The following is a 17,020-nucleotide window of genomic DNA, read 5'->3' on the forward strand; positions in this document are numbered from 1 at the left end:
TTTTTTCTTGCTTTCATAGTTGATTTTGTACCTTTCATTTACCCATAAAGGAGAGGAAAAAATATGAGCGATTCAGAAACTATTGTAACGCATGTAACACTCCGTATAAGTCGTTAATATCCATCTGCTTATACGGAGAAATGAACCATAGATGGATAGACCGACTTTGTATGAAAAGTAAACTGTTGCAATACAAAGGAGGAATTATCATGTCCATGATACAAGTACAAAACCTAACTTTTTCTTATCCAAGCAGCTTTGACAATATTTTTGAGAATGTCAACTTTCAAATCGATACGGATTGGAAACTTGGATTTATCGGTAGAAACGGACGAGGTAAAACAACATTCTTTCAGTTGTTATTAGGAAATTATGAGTATAGCGGAAAAATCATCTCTTCTGTAGACTTCACTTATTTCCCCTATCCAGTTTCTGATCCAAATAAATATACCCATGAAATATTTGAGGAAATTTGTCCTCAGGCAGAAGATTGGGAATGTCTACGTGAAATAGCTTACCTACATGTAGATGCGGAGGTCATGTATCGTCCTTTTAAAACATTATCCAATGGCGAACAAACAAAGGTGCTGCTTGCTGCGTTGTTTTTGACAGAGGGTCAATTTTTATTAATTGATGAACCAACCAATCACCTAGACACGGATGCAAGAAAGACGGTTTCCGATTATCTTCGCAGGAAAAAAGGATTTATTTTAATTTCACATGACAGAAGCTTTTTAGATGGCTGTGTTGACCATATCCTATCGATTAATAGAGCCAATATTGACGTTCAAAGTGGAAATTATTCTTCTTGGAAGTTAAATTTTGATCGTCAGCAGGAACACGAAGAAGTAACCAATCAACGACTGCAAAAAGATATCGACCGATTAAAACAATCCTCAAAGCGTTCGTCAGGTTGGTCTAATCAAGTGGAAGCCTCCAAAAACGGCACAACCAATTCAGGTTCCAAACTGGACAAAGGCTTTGTTGGACATAAAGCAGCCAAGATGATGAAACGAGCGAAGAACCTGGAATCCAGACAACAAAGAGCTATTGAGGAAAAATCAAAACTGCTAAAAAATGTTGAAAAAACCGAGTCATTGAAAGTAGAGCCATTGGCATATCCATCAAAAGAAATGGTTGTTGTCACGGATGTATCGATTCGGTACGATGACCATATCGTGAATAAGCCTATTAGCTTCAAAGTGGCACAAGGGGATCGAGTTGTTTTAGATGGCAAAAATGGAAGCGGAAAAAGTAGTATGTTAAAACTTATTCTAGGTAATCCCATCCAACATACAGGCTCGATAAAGTTAGCTTCAGGTCTAGTCATTTCCTATGTTCAGCAGGATACATCCCATTTAAAGGGATTGCTATCGGAATTTATTGAAGAGCATGGTATTGATGAGACGTTATTTAAATCAATCCTGCGCAAGATGGATTTTGAGCGTATTCAATTTGAGAAGGATATCTCTCATTATTCTGGTGGGCAAAAGAAAAAGCTGCTGATTGCTAAAAGCTTGTGTGAGAAGGCTCATTTATATATTTGGGATGAACCACTCAATTTTATTGATATCTATTCACGCATGCAGATTGAAGAGCTCATAAAAAGCTCTCATCTCACAATGGTGATTGTTGAGCATGATCAGGCATTTCAACAAACTGTAGCAACGAAAACGATAGCGATGTCATAAAGAGAAGAATCCATTTATGGATTCTTCCTTTTTAATGATATTGAAACCAATGGATCCATTTAGAATTTGTCTCTTTTACGATATATAGCTCACCTAGTGATGCACTTTGCGCTGGCAGTAATCTTGGAAACCTTAATCGAACAAACCAGGAGTGATTAGCCACATTTTCTCCACAGAAGTTCACCGCCATTTTATAGTAATTCTCCTCCATGCCAGTTAATATGGGCATGGGCTTTATCACCTCAATTTGCCACTCCTGATAATCAGGGCTTGAGCCATATACTTTTGGAATGATGTCAGCTAATGCTTGACTAAGCTCGTCTTTGTCTTTCTCCGTTGTTCTCATCAATACATCTGGATTTGGACATTTTAAGCCTTCAGGTTCTGACCCCGAAGTAGCTGTTGGAAATAACAAAAGCATACATAAAAAGGGCAGTATTATTTTTCCCATTGTTCAATTCCCTTTCTTTAAAAATGCTCGATAATTTGCTGTGATTGGTGCACTCTATAAAGTATCATCCTGCAGAAAGGTCACTATTCCATGAAAAAATTTGCTTATGTTTTAATGTTTATCTTCACTATGTTCATTCTGCCATGTAAGATTTATGCGCAAAGTGAACAAGCTGATGAGCAACTAATCAGGGACACATTCATTACAATCCTTAATCCATTTATCGAAAAGGAAATTGATCATTACTATGGCTATCCTAAGCAGTATGGCTTGTATGATGTGAAAATTTTAAAAATTGTCAAAGAAAGTCAGTTTAGCTTTAAAGTTAGCGTGGAAGTTACGACCTTTGAGCATGCGCATTCCCCACCCTACAGTAAGGAAATCATTACGTTTGAAGTCAGTCCAACTGGTGTCAGCACACTTCGCTATATACATGAGGCAGATGATGTAGAAAAGGCAATAAACGCATTCTATAGGGCAACACTGTTAGATATACAGCAGAGTTTTAAACTGGACTTAGCATCGTATACTTCCTACCGATACGATCAATTGCAATATCAAGCTGAAATTAATAATGATATGAAATCCCTTGCTATGATTGCAGAGGAAATAGTGACCCATATTTTATTTCCTGAGCGAAAGATTCCCTACAAAAATGTCATAGACCCTGTCACTTTTATTAAGGGTAATATAGGTTATATGCTCTTTAAAAGGGCGGATGGTACAAATGTAAGCTATCAGTTGCAAAAGAAAGACGGCACATGGATCGTAAAAGATAAAAAAAGTAAGCCAGGTAAGAAAATGGAGGATCTGTTACCATGGTATATATAGAAAAATGAAGCCAACTGATTCCATCAGTTAGGCTTCATTCTTTAAGAGCGTTTGCATCATACTTTTTATAATTCCCATGTGAAAATTTTCATGGTTCATATGAAAGACAACCATATCACCTAATGTTTTCATACCTAAAAAAGGTTCTTTAAGCGGTTCATGTAGATGTCCTGCACAAGCTTGTTCAATAAGAATTGGTTGTTCCTCTAGGAGCATAATGATTTGATCCATTGTTGGCGGTTGCTCAGTCCAGTCATCTGGTTTACTGCCACTAGGAAACATTACATGATAGGATAGGGGCAAATGCCTTTCTTGTGTAACAGCTGGAAAAACGGTATGATCCCAACCAACTAATAGATGACCAGCATTCCAACGAATATTGTTATGATGTCCAGCGGGTATCTGATCAGCAATATTCTCAGGGATCGTACGTAGAAATTCAACAGTCCAATTACGCCACATTTTCATTTGCATAAATAATTGCGCTTCGTTCATATACTAGCTCCCTTTCTACACGTTTTCAGTTATATTCGATATCAATTTATAGTAAATTACGGTTGCTTCTAATTCTCTATCTGGTGAAATAGTATATTGCGGAATTTTCCCTACTTCTTGGTAGTCTAATGATTTATATAATTTATTGGAAGGATCCCCTTCTCTCGTATCTAAAACTAGCAAGGAACGGTTTTCTTGTTTTGCTCGTTCCTCTGCTTGTTGCATCAGCGCTCGTCCAATACCGTTGCGTCTAAAGTTGGGATGTGTCATTAACTTGCAAATTTCAGCACGATGAATGCCATTTGGTTTGCTAGTTAAATGCAATTGAATACTACCTGCAATTTCATTATTTATTTTCGCAATGAACAGTAAGACATCTGACGCTAAGACAGATTGCCAATATTTTATCGCTTGTTCTTGTGTGAGTGGAGGTAAAAAACCTACGGATGCTCCTTCATCTACGACCATAATCAATAATTCAGTAAGCTTCTCCAAATCTTGCTCAATATGGTGAAGCTCAATTATTTCAATCTTTTGCATGCCGAAAGCATCTCCTTTTTATAAAATTATTACCTACTATTAAAACAGAAATTACTTTTCCGAAATCGTTTCTAAACGTTGAGTAAGAACTCGTTGTATTTTCTATAAAATTTTTCTGGCACAGGGAGATCAATTTCAGCTAATTTTGCCTCTATAGATTCAAAGAATTTTATACATTCTTGTTTCCTATTTTGTTGAATTAAGAATTCTAACAATTGAAACATATACTGTTCATTGTATTCGTCTAGCTCTAAAAGCTTTTGTAGGCAATTATACTTTAATAAAGTGTGGGCAACGTCTGTACGTGCAATATACTGTTCAAGCACATGTAATACAGATTGCTTTAAGCGGAGCCTGATTTGATTAACCCATAAATACTCCTCATCTATTAAAAAATCACCCTCATAGCAATTCAATAACTGCTGAATGGATTTCTCATCATGTTGATCCTGCTCCAATAGTTGATTCAGCTCATCATAATCAGTTTGAATTTCCGCATTTAATTTATAGTGATTATTGACCAAGAGTATGGGATCTTGAATACCATTGTCCTTTAATATCTTTCTTAAATGATAAATAGTTGTATGTAAATTACTAGCTGCCTTTTCAAAGTTCAAATCTGGCCACAATTCCTCTAAAAGAACTGCATTTAACATAGGCCGTTTTTGGTGAAATAGTAAATATAAAAATAGTTCACGTACTTTTCTTGTTCGCCACTTAATCACATTATGTTGAACATCCAGTAGATAAAAGCTGCCTAATGTATGCGCATATAATGAGTTTTTCTTCTCATCCCTCGGCGCCACCGTCACGACCATTTTTTTCTGTGCTTTTGTTAACGCATTAATCAGTCGTTTTTCCTGTACTGGCTTTAATAAATAATCTGTTGCCTCAACTTCAAAAGCCTCCACGGCAAATTGTGTATGAGCTGTAACAAAAATGATTTGTAAGGATGGTTGCTTGTGTAGGAGCTGCTTTGCAAGTTGCATACCGTGTGTGTCAATCATTTCAATATCTAAAAACACTACATCAATTATTTCTTTTTCAAGAAACTGGAGGGCCTCAGTTGAATTTGTAAATGTTCCCTTAATGTTAATCTGAAATTGGGCAAGTTGTTTAACCATAATAGATAAAACATCAATGGCCAATTTTTCATCATCAACGATCATTATATTCATGTGACACCACCCTCTGGTAATAAAATGACAATTGTTGTTCCCTTTCCTTCTTCGCTGTAAATTCGTAAACTAGCATTTTTTATTAATTTAAATTTCTTTAATGGATTCATAAAGCCAATTCTTGTACTTTCTTCATTTAGCAATTGGTGCAATTTTTCTTCTGAAATTCCTACACCATTATCATAGATTTTAATTCTTACAAATTGTCCCTCTCTCTGTAGGCTTAATTCTATGGTCCCTCCCTCTACTTTCTTAGAGATACCATGGAACACTGCGTTTTCAATTAAAGGTTGAATGGACAATGCAGGGATTCCTAATTGTATCGATTCGTCAATATCATATTTAATACGTAAACGATCTCCAAAGCGCATTTTTTCAATTGATAAATAGGCTTTTACAAGCTCCATCTCCTCATCAATGGGGACAATGCTATTTCGATAATGAACATTCAGTTTTGCACGGAAATAAGTGGCTAAACAATAAAGAGCTTCACGTGTGTTTTCCATATCTGTATAACTTAAACCAATAATCGTATTAAGTGTGTTATATACAAAATGTGGTGTGACCTGTGAATATAAATAGTTCATTTCTACTTCGATTGCATCGATTGATGATTGTCGAACAGCCAATAAAGATTCAATACGAATAAAAAGTTCATCGGTAGAAATCGGCTTTTGTAGATAATCATTCGCCCCTACTTTTAACGTTTGCAGTAAGTCAGATTGCTTCATAACTGTAGTTAAGATAATTATTGGTAGTTCCAGCATATCATATTGTTTACGTACACGTTTACATAACTCATAACCTGACATGCCATTCATCATTAGGTCGATTAACATACAATCTACATGATTGGTTTTAATATAATCGATCGCATCAAAGCCGTTATCTAAGGCGATCACTGTATATCCCTTTAAACTTAGTGCTTCCGTTAAAGTTTTTATATTGACATGGTTGTCATCTACCACCAGTATTTTTTTATCGCTTCCTTTATAAATAAGGGGCAGTCGAAGCTGTATTTCTGTATCTGTATGTGATGTAATGATAGCTTGTTCATTACTTACGTTTTCTAGTGTTGAGAGGGGCATTGTAAATGTAAATGTTGTCCCTTCCCCTACAGTGCTTGTCACATAAATGTTACCATTTAATTTTTCAACAATATTTTTAGTAATACTTAGTCCCAAACCTAGCCCTTCTTTATTATGATGATTGTTTCCTTGATAAAAGGCGTTAAAAATACGATCTAATTCTTGTGTCGGAATTCCACAGCCTGTATCACTTACTTGGATGACCATCTGCTCCTGTTCAACATGCGCAGTGACTATGATTGTTCCATTTTGTGTGAATTTAATTGCGTTATGCAGCAAGTTATATAAAATTTGTTTAAAGCGTAATTCATCCGTGTAGATCTTTGGCAAATCTAAGTTTATCTCTGCTGTTACCCTTACCTGACTATTTTTGGGCATAAGACTACGAATTTCGGCTACTACCTCATGTATAACAGATAGAGATACACTGCGTAGACTAATCCTTACTTCCCCTGTCATTTGATTAGAAGAAAACAATAAATCTTCTACTAAATGACCTATGCGCTGTGTAACGCTGTGAATTAGAATAACTTGCTCCTGTTGAGATCGTTTTAATGGTCCTTGAGCACCTTCCATTAAGGATCTGGATATATTTAATATTCCGTTTAGGGGGGCACGGAGTTCATGCGAAGTTTTCAGAAGAAATTCATTCTTCATTTGATTATGTTCAAGCAATTCCTCTGACAATGCTGCTATTTTTAAAACAGCTTGATTGGCACGATAATTTAATAATGAGGCAAAGCCAAATAATATTAGTAAAAATAACATGAATTCTGTATAGTCAAAAGGCATCCCAAATAAAAAGTTACAAATGAGTAAAATAGAATAACAACTAATCGCTGTAATAACTATTAGCACATAACACACAGCCTCTAAACGTTTTAGCATGACCTTTATAAGCAACCATATATTATAGAAAATAACTGGAGCCGTGACACTGATATAGATTATTTTTCTCATAATCATTTCAAATTCTGAGGAGGCCCTTTCATTTTTTGTAAAGGGATTATAGATACCGTACATAACAAACACGATACCAAGTAATATGGCAAGCGTGTATAAAATTTTTCTTTCTAGTAATTGTGGATACATCGCATTTATAAAAAATGTTAAAGCAAGCAATGCGAGTGGAATGATTCCTAATTGCAGACGTATTTGATTGACCGTCGATAGATCAGTAAATAACAGAAAAAACACTTTTTGATTGATAAACGACATATAAAATCCTAATGAAATAGTAAAAAGACCAAAGAATAACTCTTCCTTACGCTTGCGATTCTGTAAAAATGTAAAGACATAGATCGCACCAACTATAATATGACCTATACTCACTACTATATCTAAAAAAACTTTCCAGTGATAATGCTTTTGAATAGCCTTCATTGTACCAAATTCAATAGGATAAACAATTCCAGCCTGAGGATAATTGTAATTTGCAACATGGATGACAATGTCTAGTCTTTTATTGACACTAGGAGAAAAAACGGTATATTTATCATCATTTTCAGATGCATATGCGCTTAAAACAGTACTTGGATTTCCTTTAGCCCCCACCTCAACGCCATTAATGAATACACGACTAGCTTGACGAATGGTTCGAATATATAGGCCGTAAACTCCATCTGATGGTACTTCTATGTTGACGTGATAGGTTCCCACCGAAAGCCCCTCTTCATTTGGCTCTACATATGCTTGCCAATTAAAGGGTACATTTAAATTCAGTTTTTTATGTTGATAGCTATCAAAATTTTCCCCCAAAGAAATTAATACATTTGGATAAAAGGCCCATTCTCCTTCTAGCTTTACAAGCTTTAATAATTGCTCTTCCTCTAATTTTCCTACACCTTTATGTATAATTTTTGGCTGATTAGTGGAGAAATAATGCCAATTACCAATAAAAAAAACAATCACAAAAAGCATGATTATACTTACAATAATTATGATATTTTTTTTCATTTTCGTGCCCCCAAAGATCGATCATTTATGATGTATCTTTACATCATATTGCTCACTGTTTTTACAATCAACCCCTTTTGAGATAGTAGCATACTGTGTTTGAACAAAATCTAAACAAGCAATAATAATACCTTTCTTGATGTTTTGTTTGTTGTTATTTTAAAAAAATGATTGTGAGCGGATTAAAAAATTTTATTAGCCTCTGGAAACATGTGAAGTGAATTGTTTTCAATAAATTACTATTGTCTAAATAGACTTTCCACATTATTGAAGGAAAATATTAATCATTAAAATTTTTCTAAAAAAATGTTATTATCAGAAAGTATTTTGATTGATGGAGGATTTTGATGAAGGTTGATTTTGAAGAGTTATTAAATGGTGTTTTTTCATCTTTACAAACTATTGATGGAGTAAAATCCGTGAATTCCATTCTTGAAGTACTAAAGGATCGAATTATTTTCCCTGAGATTACCACTCTAATATTGAACACTAGGTTTGAACTGGTTTATTTATTTAACGAGCAGAAAGTAGTGTTTAAAACATTAAAAGAAGTATTGATTGATTCAAATTATATAGAAGAAATTAATTTAATCAATCAACATTGTCATTCAATTGAAAGTATTCTAAATGACTTTGTTCACACAGATACACTTAAAAATTATTCTTTAAGTCTCCTTTCCTTTAAATATAAGGAGAAAATTCCGAATAGTTAATATTGTGATGGTGAAAACGTCCAAAAAATGGAGTGTGGCAAGTGTTTTTTCTCCAAACTCCATTTTCCAGACGCTAGACCTAGTATTTCTGTTGATATAAAATGGTTTGGGCAATTCCGATAAAATATTCGGATTCTACAATGATATGATTTAATACAACTTTAGCTGTAGGATTTGCGCTTATCGGTTGACTTTCTTGCATAAGCGTTCGGCAAAACTGGATAAATTGATCACTCTGTTGCAAACAGAAGGAAGTAAGCTGTAAAATATCCTGAAACAGAGCTGGAGAAACTTGTCCCTGGGAACGATTGACGGTTTCTATATATCTTACAACTTGCTGATGTGTTTGAGCAAAAGCTTTTTCCCATTCCTTTAACGCATCGACATATTGCTGCTCCAAATCTTTCACAAGCTCTCTTATTACTACTGTATGCTCCTCTTCTTGATGTTTCCAAAATTCAGCTTCATCTAATACACGTAATGGCATTTGATGGCCATAGTAAAATTGCATAAAAATCCCCTCCCACTTATCTCTATTATGTATATACAAGAAATGTGGAAATAGAACTTTGAAAGAGATTCACGTCATAGTAGAACTTTTAAACCAAGCATTGTTTAATAGCTTAATGCCTGTGTCAATCTCATCTTCCGCTAGATTAGCAAATCCAAGTAATACCTTTGCAGGCTGAACAACCAAGGGATTTGCATAAAAAATAGATGTTGGGTAGACCTTAACACCAGCCATTTTTGCTGTATCAATCAATTCCTCTTCAGTCATCTTATTATTTGGTTCAAGTAAAATATGTAAGCCACTGCTGGCTCCATAAATTTTCCCATTTTCCCCGAACGTTTGTTGAATGGACTTTAGTAATGTCTCATATCTTCGCTTATAACTATTTCGTGTTTTATTCAAGTGTCTCTCCCAATGCCCACTCTCTATAAATAGCTGTAACGTATGCTGATGGAGTCTAGACCCAGTTTGAACATAGTAATTGTTTTGATGAAATAAACCCATTAATTTTCTAGGTAATATCATATAGCTTAGCTTAATGGCTGGAATCAAAGATTTTGAAAAGGTGCCCATATAGATGACGCGATCACTTGAATCTAATCCCTGTAGTGCAGGAATTGGTTTTCCAGCATATCGAAATTCCCCATCATAATCATCCTCAATGATATAAGCATCTTCTTCCTTAGCCCACTCTAGTAATGCTAATCTTCTTGAGATAGGCATAACCGTTCCAAGGGGAAATTGATGGGAGGGTGTGACATAAACAGCCTTGATGTTATTGTTTCTTAACGGATCGATATGAATACCATGCTCGTCAAGTGGGATTGGTTTCACCTTTATACCATTATCTTTAAACAAGTAACGAACGCGATAATAACCTGGATCTTCCATAGCAAAAAGCTCATTCCGTCCAATTAGGTTACATACGATACCAAGAAGAAACTGCAAGCCTGCTCCTATAACGATTTGCTCTGCACTGCATTGCACCCCTCTTGATTCATAAAGGTAGCTTGCCATATAATTTCTTAATTCCAGCTCTCCCTGTGGATCTCCATATAAAAGGAGTTGAGCCTGTTCTTCATCAAGGCTCTGCATTGATAATTTACGCCATATTTTAAAGGGAAAATCTTTTAAATTAATATCTCCATAATTAAAATCGTACTTAATTGCTGGTCGTTCTTGTTTCTGCTGAGTCGCTAATTGTGGTTCAAAATGATGAGGGCCTCCTTGAAAATAACCTTTTTCAAGATCAACCACATATAGTCCATCTCGCTCTTTACTTATCACATAGCCCTCTGCAAGGAGCTGCTGATAAGCTGCATCTACAGTGTTGCGACTAATCTGTAAATGTTTAGCTAGACTACGCTGAGACGGCAATTTGCTTTGAGCCCTTATCTTTCCATTTTGAATTTCTGCTTTTATATAGTTATATAATTGAAGGTAAAGTGGTTCCTCATTATTCAGGTTTGGTGTCATTTCGAGCATGATTCTTGGCTCCTTTAGAAATAGCGTTGTTGGCACTTTTATGAGGTGCCAGTGATTGATTATAATAAAATCTACATCGTTGAGCAGAAAATGTAAATACGTGCCTACATAATTATTTGTTTATTCGAAAAACTCACGATGATTTTATGTATAAGGAGAGGTTTCCATGTATGTTCCTAAGTATTACAAAGTATCGGATTTAGAAGAAATCAAAGAATTTATTCAACATAATTCCTTTGCAACAATCGTTTCAATTCGAAAAGGTAAGCCTATTGCAGCCCATATACCCGTGTTGCTGAAAAAAATCGAGGATGACTTTTATCTGACAGGTCACTTAGCCTATGGTAACCCTTTATGGAAGACCTTTGAGGAAGTACAAGACATTCTCGTGATATTTAATGGTCCACATGCCTATATCTCTTCTTCGTGGTATGAGCATGAAAATGTGCCAACCTGGAATTATCAAGCTGTCCATGTATATGGAAAGGCAAGTCTGATTGAAGGAATAGCTTTAGAACAAGATTTGACTAGCTTACTTGAAAAATATGAGTCATTCCGTGAAAATCCTGTGTTGTGGGATAAACTATCTCCTGAGCTTTTGCAGCAAGAAATGAAAGGAATAAAAGGGTTTAAAATAAAGGTGGAAGAAGTGCAGGCAGCCTATAAATTAAGTCAAAATCGAAATGCTAGTGATTACGCCAACATAATAAAGGAACTTTATAAAGAGGAAAATCCACATGCTGATGCGTTAGCTGAGGCGATGAAGAAAAATAGAAGCCATTAAAATAGCAGGCAGAAATGTTGTGAATCAACGTTTCTGCCATAAAATTTAGGCAAGTGTTTTCGTCATGATAAGATCAATTTGTTCTTCATCACCCATATAAAATGAATGGGCGCCTGTTTGGACAAAGCCTATTTTCTGATAAAAACCGATGGCACTGTCATTTTTCTCCCAAACCCCTAGCCAAATGCTTTTTTTGTTTTGAGCCACAGCCTCCTCTATTGCTTTATTCATAAGGTATTTGCCAAGCCCTTTTCCTTGATATTGATGTCGAACATAAATTCTCTCCACCTCTAATGACTCATCCCCCATTAGTTCGGATTGTGCTTCGTTGACATTTACTTTTAAATAACCAGCTATTTCTTCCTCATAATAGATAAAATAGAATGCTGAATCCAAATTGGCCAATTCCTTCTCTAGCTGTTGCTTATGAAAGGCACGCTCTAAATAAGCCTTCATATTTTCAGGGGAGTTCTGGTCTTTAAATGTATCATTAAATGTTTCAATACTTATTGCTTGAAGCTGTTTTAAATCTGCGTGCTCACACTTCTCTAATTTAACAGACATTGATTCCACTCCTTTGTTGTAAACTCTTTCTGGATTTTATATTGCAAATGCAATAAAAAGAGTATATAGTCAATTTAACGCAATTTTGTTGTATTTGCAATAAAAATAGTAGGAGGAGGTCTTTTTGTTGAAATATGTCTTTTATGTAGTGGGCATTTTAATTTTAACGCTAGGTATTTCGCTCACGATTCAATCTAAACTCGGCACATCACCTTTCGATGCGCTTCTAGTAGGATTATCTAAAAATGTGGGGCTAACTGTAGGTAGTTGGGAAATCATCTTAGCTCTCCTATTAATAGGTAGTAATTCCCTATTAGCTAGACAAAGACCTGAAATTTTAGGGTTGGTTACTGCATTGATCACTGGCATAGGGATTGATATGTGGTTATTTTTATTACATGATATAGTATCCCCAGATCTTTGGTTTAGCCAAGCTGTCTGTTTTACCACTGGATTAGTTGTGGTTGGGTTAGGAACGGCAACTTATTTACATACAAATTTTGCACCAATTCCTGTAGATCGACTTACTTTGATCATCAAAGAATTAACAAGAAAAACGGTTTTCTTCTCAAGAACCCTTATTTATATTTTATTTTTAATGTTAGCTATCATTTTTAATGGCCCCATCGGTGTCGGGACATTATTAACAGTTTGCTTAGGTGGTTATATCCTCCATTTTTTTATGCCGATAACTGGAAGAATACTAGATAATATACTGAACAACTCCTAAAATATAAAACCAGATTCTCGTTCAAGAATGAGCTCTGGTTTTGATGACTAATTTTCCCCAAATTCCACACCGTATTGATTGAAAATGGCTTGGTATTTATTTTGAAAAATGGACCACCTCTGTTCGGTTCCATGCTTCTTCTGCAATGCATTATAATAGAGCTTTGCTGTTGTTACATCATTGGCTTGTAATAACAAATGAAAACTTTCTTCGCCCAAGTGCAAAAATGGCCCTGCTATATAATAATCAACAATGGATCTTGCAGAAGTCATGGTTTCATAGAAATTATGAACCTCCTCTAACCCCAGCAGCAATATTTTTGTTAATTCGTCCAAATTTGTAGTGGCTGTGATGGAAAATCGATCAGGTGCATCTTCGACAATGGAGTTAATCCTTGCTCGGAAGTGACATTCTGCTTCTTTGGGTGCTGTCACCATTTCTCTTGATTGTAGTCGTGCTAGCTCTGCCGCGTATATCCCACAGTTCACATAAAACATCATAGTATCGACTGTATTACCAGAAGATTTTTGGAAATTGATCAGATAGATAAGGTTTTCGGTTTTTCGATAGAAATTCAATCCTTTCTTTTTAAAGCCTAGCTTGATTAGAAATGGCTTGATGTCCTGTTTTATTAATTCATTAAAAATTTGCTGCAATGGAATACCTCCTTCTCGTTTAGTATTCATTCGATTTATGTTTCCTTATTATTTCATTAGCTCGCAGCTGTATTTCTTCATGTTGAACCTACTTATTTTATTATAGTTTAACGTATCCATTGTTCAAAAACATAAATTAAGGCTAACTTTTCCTATCTAACAGTAAACGACTTTGCAGTTACGGGAGCTACATAAAAGCAGAATTTTCTACCACTATCCTTAGTGTCATAACGTAGTATCACCTAAAAATAATAATGTTTAAATAACCGTTATGATGGAAAGCCACTATTACAATAACGATTTTTCAATTGGATAAAACGTTTAAATTAACACTTATGTCCCTATAAATCCATTAATTTCATATATTTTTAGTAAAATTGCCCATTATTATTGCAAAAGTTTTACACAATTAAAATTAAGGTTTCAATTTTGGTGATTAGGGGTAATTGGTAATATTATTGAAAAATAACTCTGCCCTATTTCATGCTATTCTTACTTTAGTTCAAAGGCGAAAGCTTTTTGAAAGGAGTAAGATTGATTTGAAGAAAAAATGGTTACTACCCATTTTCGCATCGTTTATGTTCTTTACAGGTATGGGTATTCATGATGCGAAAGCGGCAACAATAGCAGATATAACAAATACAGCCAAAGCATATATTGGAGCTCCTTATAAATATGGAGGAACGGATATTAAGACAGGTGTGGATTGCTCTGCATATACACAGTTAGTTTTTTCTAAGCTAGGCATTTCATTAGAGCGTACATCTAAAGCTCAATACCAACAAGGTACTTCGATCGCAAAAGACAATTTAAAAACGGGTGATCTCGTATTTTTTAATACATCTGGAAGCGGTGTTTCACACGTTGGTATATACATAGGTGACAATAATTTTATCTCAGCTACTACAAGTTCTGGGGTTAAGGTAGATACAGTGAATGACCCATACTATTGGGGTTCACGTTATGTAGGAGCAAAACGTATTGCCAACTTCTCTGATTATGGAGAAGTAAAAGATGCGGAAATTGACTTTAGCATATATGCATCGCGTGGTGAGGTAGCTCTTCGATTAGCTAATAAATTACATTTAGATACGAGTAATACGAATTCAAGTTTCCCAGATATTAAGCCTTCGTCTAAATATGCAGGTGCTGCAGAGGCACTTAAAAAAATTGGCGTTTTTACGGGTGATGATAATGGAAAGTTCAATCCTGGTTCTCCAATGACACGTGGCCAACTATCTAAAGTCTTAGTGGAAGCATTTCATTTAACACAGCAAGGAACAGCTGAACAATTTATTGATGTTCCAGGCTCACATTGGGCAAATAATTATGTAGGGATCCTTGCTTCGAATAAAGTAACCGTAGGTAAAGGTGACGGCACATTCGGTGTGAACGACAATGTCACATTGGTCCAATTAGAAGCCTTTATCCAACGATTAGCTCAATAACTACTAGAATAGGTATTTCATCTATAGATGAAATGCCTTTTTTTAGTCTTACTAGGTTTCCCCACCTCTATATAAAATTTCTTAAGAAAAAACGGGCGTTGCTAAACTGAAGCAACACCCGTCTACTATTATTCCTCTACCTGTTTTCCAGCAACTTCCCCACCTGTGTGATTATCATAGTTAGGCTTAACTCGCTTTATAAAGAAGGCAAGTATGAGTGCGATGGCCGCAATCAATGTGGAAAGGAAGAACGTATAATTGATGCCATGCAGCATGGCTTCGTTTAAGATTTGCTGTTTTACTTCGCTGGCAGACTGTGTCGTAGCCTGTGCTGCATTGGCACTCATATTGTTCATCGCACCTGCAGCCAGTTCCTCTGCCTTGGCAGTTGTTTTATTGTTCATAATCGTAATCAGCACCGCAGAACCAATCGCACCAGAAACCTGTTGTAATGTGTTGTTCATAGCTGTACCGTGTGGATTATTGTGTGCTGGTAGCTGATTTAAACCATTTGTCATCACGGGCATCATTACCATAGACATCCCAAACATACGTAATGTATACAGCAGCACCAATGTCGAATAAGCTGTATCCATGCTAATTTTACTGAAGTAATATGTCGTAACAATGGTAATGATCAAGCCAAATACAGCCAAGCTTCTTGCCCCGTATTTATCAAAGAGCTTCCCTGTAATCGGAGACATAATTCCCATCACTATGGCACCAGGCAGCATGAGTAGACCTGAATCCATTGGGGAAATACCACGAATGGTTTGTACGTAAATAGGCATTAAAATCATAGCCGAGAACATCGCCACCGAAATAACGATGGAGATGGCTGAGGATAAGGCAAACATTGGATATTTGAAAATCCGAAACTCAAGCATGGGCTCATCCATTCGTAGCTGACGAAGGGTAAACGTAATTAAAGCAATTGTCCCAATAATAATTGTTCCATATACAAGGATATGATCCCATCCTTTTTCACCTGCGGAACTAAAGCCATAAAGCAAGCCGCCAAATCCAATGCTTGATAGAATAAGAGAAATCACATCGAGCTTAATGGCACGTTGTGGTGTCACATCCTTTAATTTAAAGGCTGCAAAAATTAAAGTTAAAATGGCAATTGGTAGCACAAGATCAAATAACATTCTCCAGCTATAATGCTCGATTATCCAACCAGAAAGCGTCGGCCCGATCGCTGGAGCTGTAATCATGACAAGACCGAACATCCCCATTGCAGCTCCTCGCTTTTCAACTGGAAATGCAGTTAGCATCACATTCATTAATAAAGGCATCATGATTGCTGAGCCTGCAGCTTGGATCATACGTGCTGCTAATAACACACCAAATGCAGGTGCAATACTAGCTAGAAATGTACCTAATGTAAACAGAGCCATCGCTGTAATAAATAATTTTTTATCTGTAAATCGTTGAATGAAGAATGCACTGGCAGGAATTAAAATACCGTTAATTAGCATATAGCCTGTTGAAAGCCATTGTACTGCAGTGGCTTTCACATCGAATTCGTCCATAATGGCTGGTAGTGCAATGTTGAGTAAGGTCTCATTTAAAATAGCAACAAAGGCCCCGATAAATAAAATGGCAATCATGCCATAAGGCGCTTTTGTCTCAACTGAAATGGTTTTCTCTGACATATAGTATCAGTCCTACTTTCTTTATCTTTTTCAATTTCATTCACATGTTTAGGAAGCCATTTGATTGTCTCAAACAATGGAGCTTCTTCGTGTGTTTGTTCCCCCAATCTGCTGATTTCATCGCAACCACCCCTCAAAAAAATTAAAATTAAAATTGTTGACGACACAATAGATTGTATTGTATAATTAAAATAGGGATAATGCGCGGTATAATAATTATACAGTGTCTATCTCTATAAAT

Annotated in this window: 16 protein-coding genes; 6 read left to right on the forward strand and 10 right to left on the reverse strand. The window is 35.7% G+C overall.

Annotation, left to right across the window (positions count from 1 at the left end):
- Positions 1-209 precede the first annotated feature (209 nt).
- Positions 210-1,691, forward strand: a complete 1,482-nt coding sequence (locus tag AAJG31_RS01875) for an Lsa family ABC-F type ribosomal protection protein (RefSeq protein ID WP_048392759.1) — start codon at positions 210-212, stop codon at positions 1,689-1,691.
- 31 nt (positions 1,692-1,722) lie between these two features.
- Here the strand turns inward: AAJG31_RS01875 and AAJG31_RS01880 are convergent, their stop codons facing one another.
- Positions 1,723-2,142: a hypothetical protein gene (locus tag AAJG31_RS01880; protein WP_345803567.1), complete on the reverse strand. Its 420-nt coding sequence runs from the start codon at positions 2,140-2,142 to the stop codon at positions 1,723-1,725.
- 90 nt (positions 2,143-2,232) lie between these two features.
- Here AAJG31_RS01880 and AAJG31_RS01885 point away from each other — a divergent pair, with 90 nt between their 5' ends.
- A complete protein-coding gene (locus tag AAJG31_RS01885) occupies positions 2,233-2,973 on the forward strand; it encodes a DUF3888 domain-containing protein (protein WP_279495052.1) in 741 nt (246 codons plus the stop codon).
- 27 nt (positions 2,974-3,000) lie between these two features.
- Here AAJG31_RS01885 and AAJG31_RS01890 read toward each other — a convergent pair whose 3' ends face one another.
- The 4 genes from AAJG31_RS01890 to AAJG31_RS01905 form a co-directional block, all read right to left on the reverse strand.
- Positions 3,001-3,468, reverse strand: coding sequence for a DinB family protein (locus tag AAJG31_RS01890; protein WP_054550158.1), 468 nt, complete (start codon positions 3,466-3,468; stop codon positions 3,001-3,003).
- Positions 3,469-3,483: 15 nt separating this feature from the next.
- On the reverse strand, positions 3,484-4,008 hold the full coding sequence (locus AAJG31_RS01895; RefSeq protein WP_279495049.1) for a GNAT family N-acetyltransferase: 525 nt from the start codon (positions 4,006-4,008) through the stop codon (positions 3,484-3,486).
- Positions 4,009-4,079: 71 nt separating this feature from the next.
- A complete protein-coding gene (locus tag AAJG31_RS01900) occupies positions 4,080-5,186 on the reverse strand; it encodes a response regulator (RefSeq protein WP_054550156.1) in 1,107 nt (368 codons plus the stop codon).
- A complete protein-coding gene (locus AAJG31_RS01905; protein ID WP_279495047.1) occupies positions 5,183-8,230 on the reverse strand; it encodes an ATP-binding protein in 3,048 nt (1,015 codons plus the stop codon). The genes AAJG31_RS01900 and AAJG31_RS01905 overlap by 4 nt, the downstream gene beginning before the upstream one ends.
- Before the next feature lie 347 nt (positions 8,231-8,577).
- On the opposite strand from AAJG31_RS01905, the gene AAJG31_RS01910 reads away from it, so the two are divergent.
- On the forward strand, positions 8,578-8,943 hold the full coding sequence (locus AAJG31_RS01910; RefSeq protein WP_048392769.1) for a hypothetical protein: 366 nt from the start codon (positions 8,578-8,580) through the stop codon (positions 8,941-8,943).
- A gap of 79 nt (positions 8,944-9,022) precedes the next feature.
- On the opposite strand, the gene AAJG31_RS01915 is transcribed toward AAJG31_RS01910, so the two are convergent.
- A complete protein-coding gene (locus tag AAJG31_RS01915; RefSeq protein ID WP_066036753.1) occupies positions 9,023-9,454 on the reverse strand; it encodes a DUF2935 domain-containing protein in 432 nt (143 codons plus the stop codon).
- A gap of 69 nt (positions 9,455-9,523) precedes the next feature.
- On the reverse strand, positions 9,524-10,939 hold the full coding sequence (locus tag AAJG31_RS01920; RefSeq protein ID WP_279495045.1) for a PLP-dependent aminotransferase family protein: 1,416 nt from the start codon (positions 10,937-10,939) through the stop codon (positions 9,524-9,526).
- Between the two features lie 166 nt (positions 10,940-11,105).
- Here AAJG31_RS01920 and AAJG31_RS01925 point away from each other — a divergent pair, with 166 nt between their 5' ends.
- Complete coding sequence (locus AAJG31_RS01925; RefSeq protein ID WP_279495044.1) at positions 11,106-11,723, forward strand: FMN-binding negative transcriptional regulator; 618 nt, start codon at positions 11,106-11,108, stop codon at positions 11,721-11,723.
- 45 nt (positions 11,724-11,768) lie between these two features.
- On the opposite strand, the gene AAJG31_RS01930 is transcribed toward AAJG31_RS01925, so the two are convergent.
- A complete protein-coding gene (locus tag AAJG31_RS01930; protein ID WP_054550151.1) occupies positions 11,769-12,287 on the reverse strand; it encodes a GNAT family N-acetyltransferase in 519 nt (172 codons plus the stop codon).
- Positions 12,288-12,414: 127 nt separating this feature from the next.
- Between AAJG31_RS01930 and AAJG31_RS01935 the strand changes: the two genes are divergently transcribed.
- The gene (locus AAJG31_RS01935; RefSeq protein ID WP_131520219.1) at positions 12,415-13,017 is read left to right on the forward strand and encodes a YitT family protein; all 603 of its coding nucleotides are present in this window, start codon (positions 12,415-12,417) and stop codon (positions 13,015-13,017) included.
- Between the two features lie 47 nt (positions 13,018-13,064).
- On the opposite strand, the gene AAJG31_RS01940 is transcribed toward AAJG31_RS01935, so the two are convergent.
- Positions 13,065-13,673: a DUF4304 domain-containing protein gene (locus AAJG31_RS01940; protein WP_279495042.1), complete on the reverse strand. Its 609-nt coding sequence runs from the start codon at positions 13,671-13,673 to the stop codon at positions 13,065-13,067.
- 539 nt (positions 13,674-14,212) lie between these two features.
- On the opposite strand from AAJG31_RS01940, the gene AAJG31_RS01945 reads away from it, so the two are divergent.
- Positions 14,213-15,121: a C40 family peptidase gene (locus tag AAJG31_RS01945; protein ID WP_048392783.1), complete on the forward strand. Its 909-nt coding sequence runs from the start codon at positions 14,213-14,215 to the stop codon at positions 15,119-15,121.
- A gap of 128 nt (positions 15,122-15,249) precedes the next feature.
- Here AAJG31_RS01945 and AAJG31_RS01950 read toward each other — a convergent pair whose 3' ends face one another.
- Positions 15,250-16,779, reverse strand: a complete 1,530-nt coding sequence (locus tag AAJG31_RS01950; protein ID WP_237900835.1) for a DHA2 family efflux MFS transporter permease subunit — start codon at positions 16,777-16,779, stop codon at positions 15,250-15,252.
- Between the last annotated feature and the right edge of the window lie 241 nt (positions 16,780-17,020).

Source organism: Lysinibacillus sp. BS3, assembly GCF_039614735.1.
GTDB classification, from domain to species: Bacteria; Bacillota; Bacilli; order Bacillales_A; family Planococcaceae; genus Lysinibacillus; species Lysinibacillus capsici.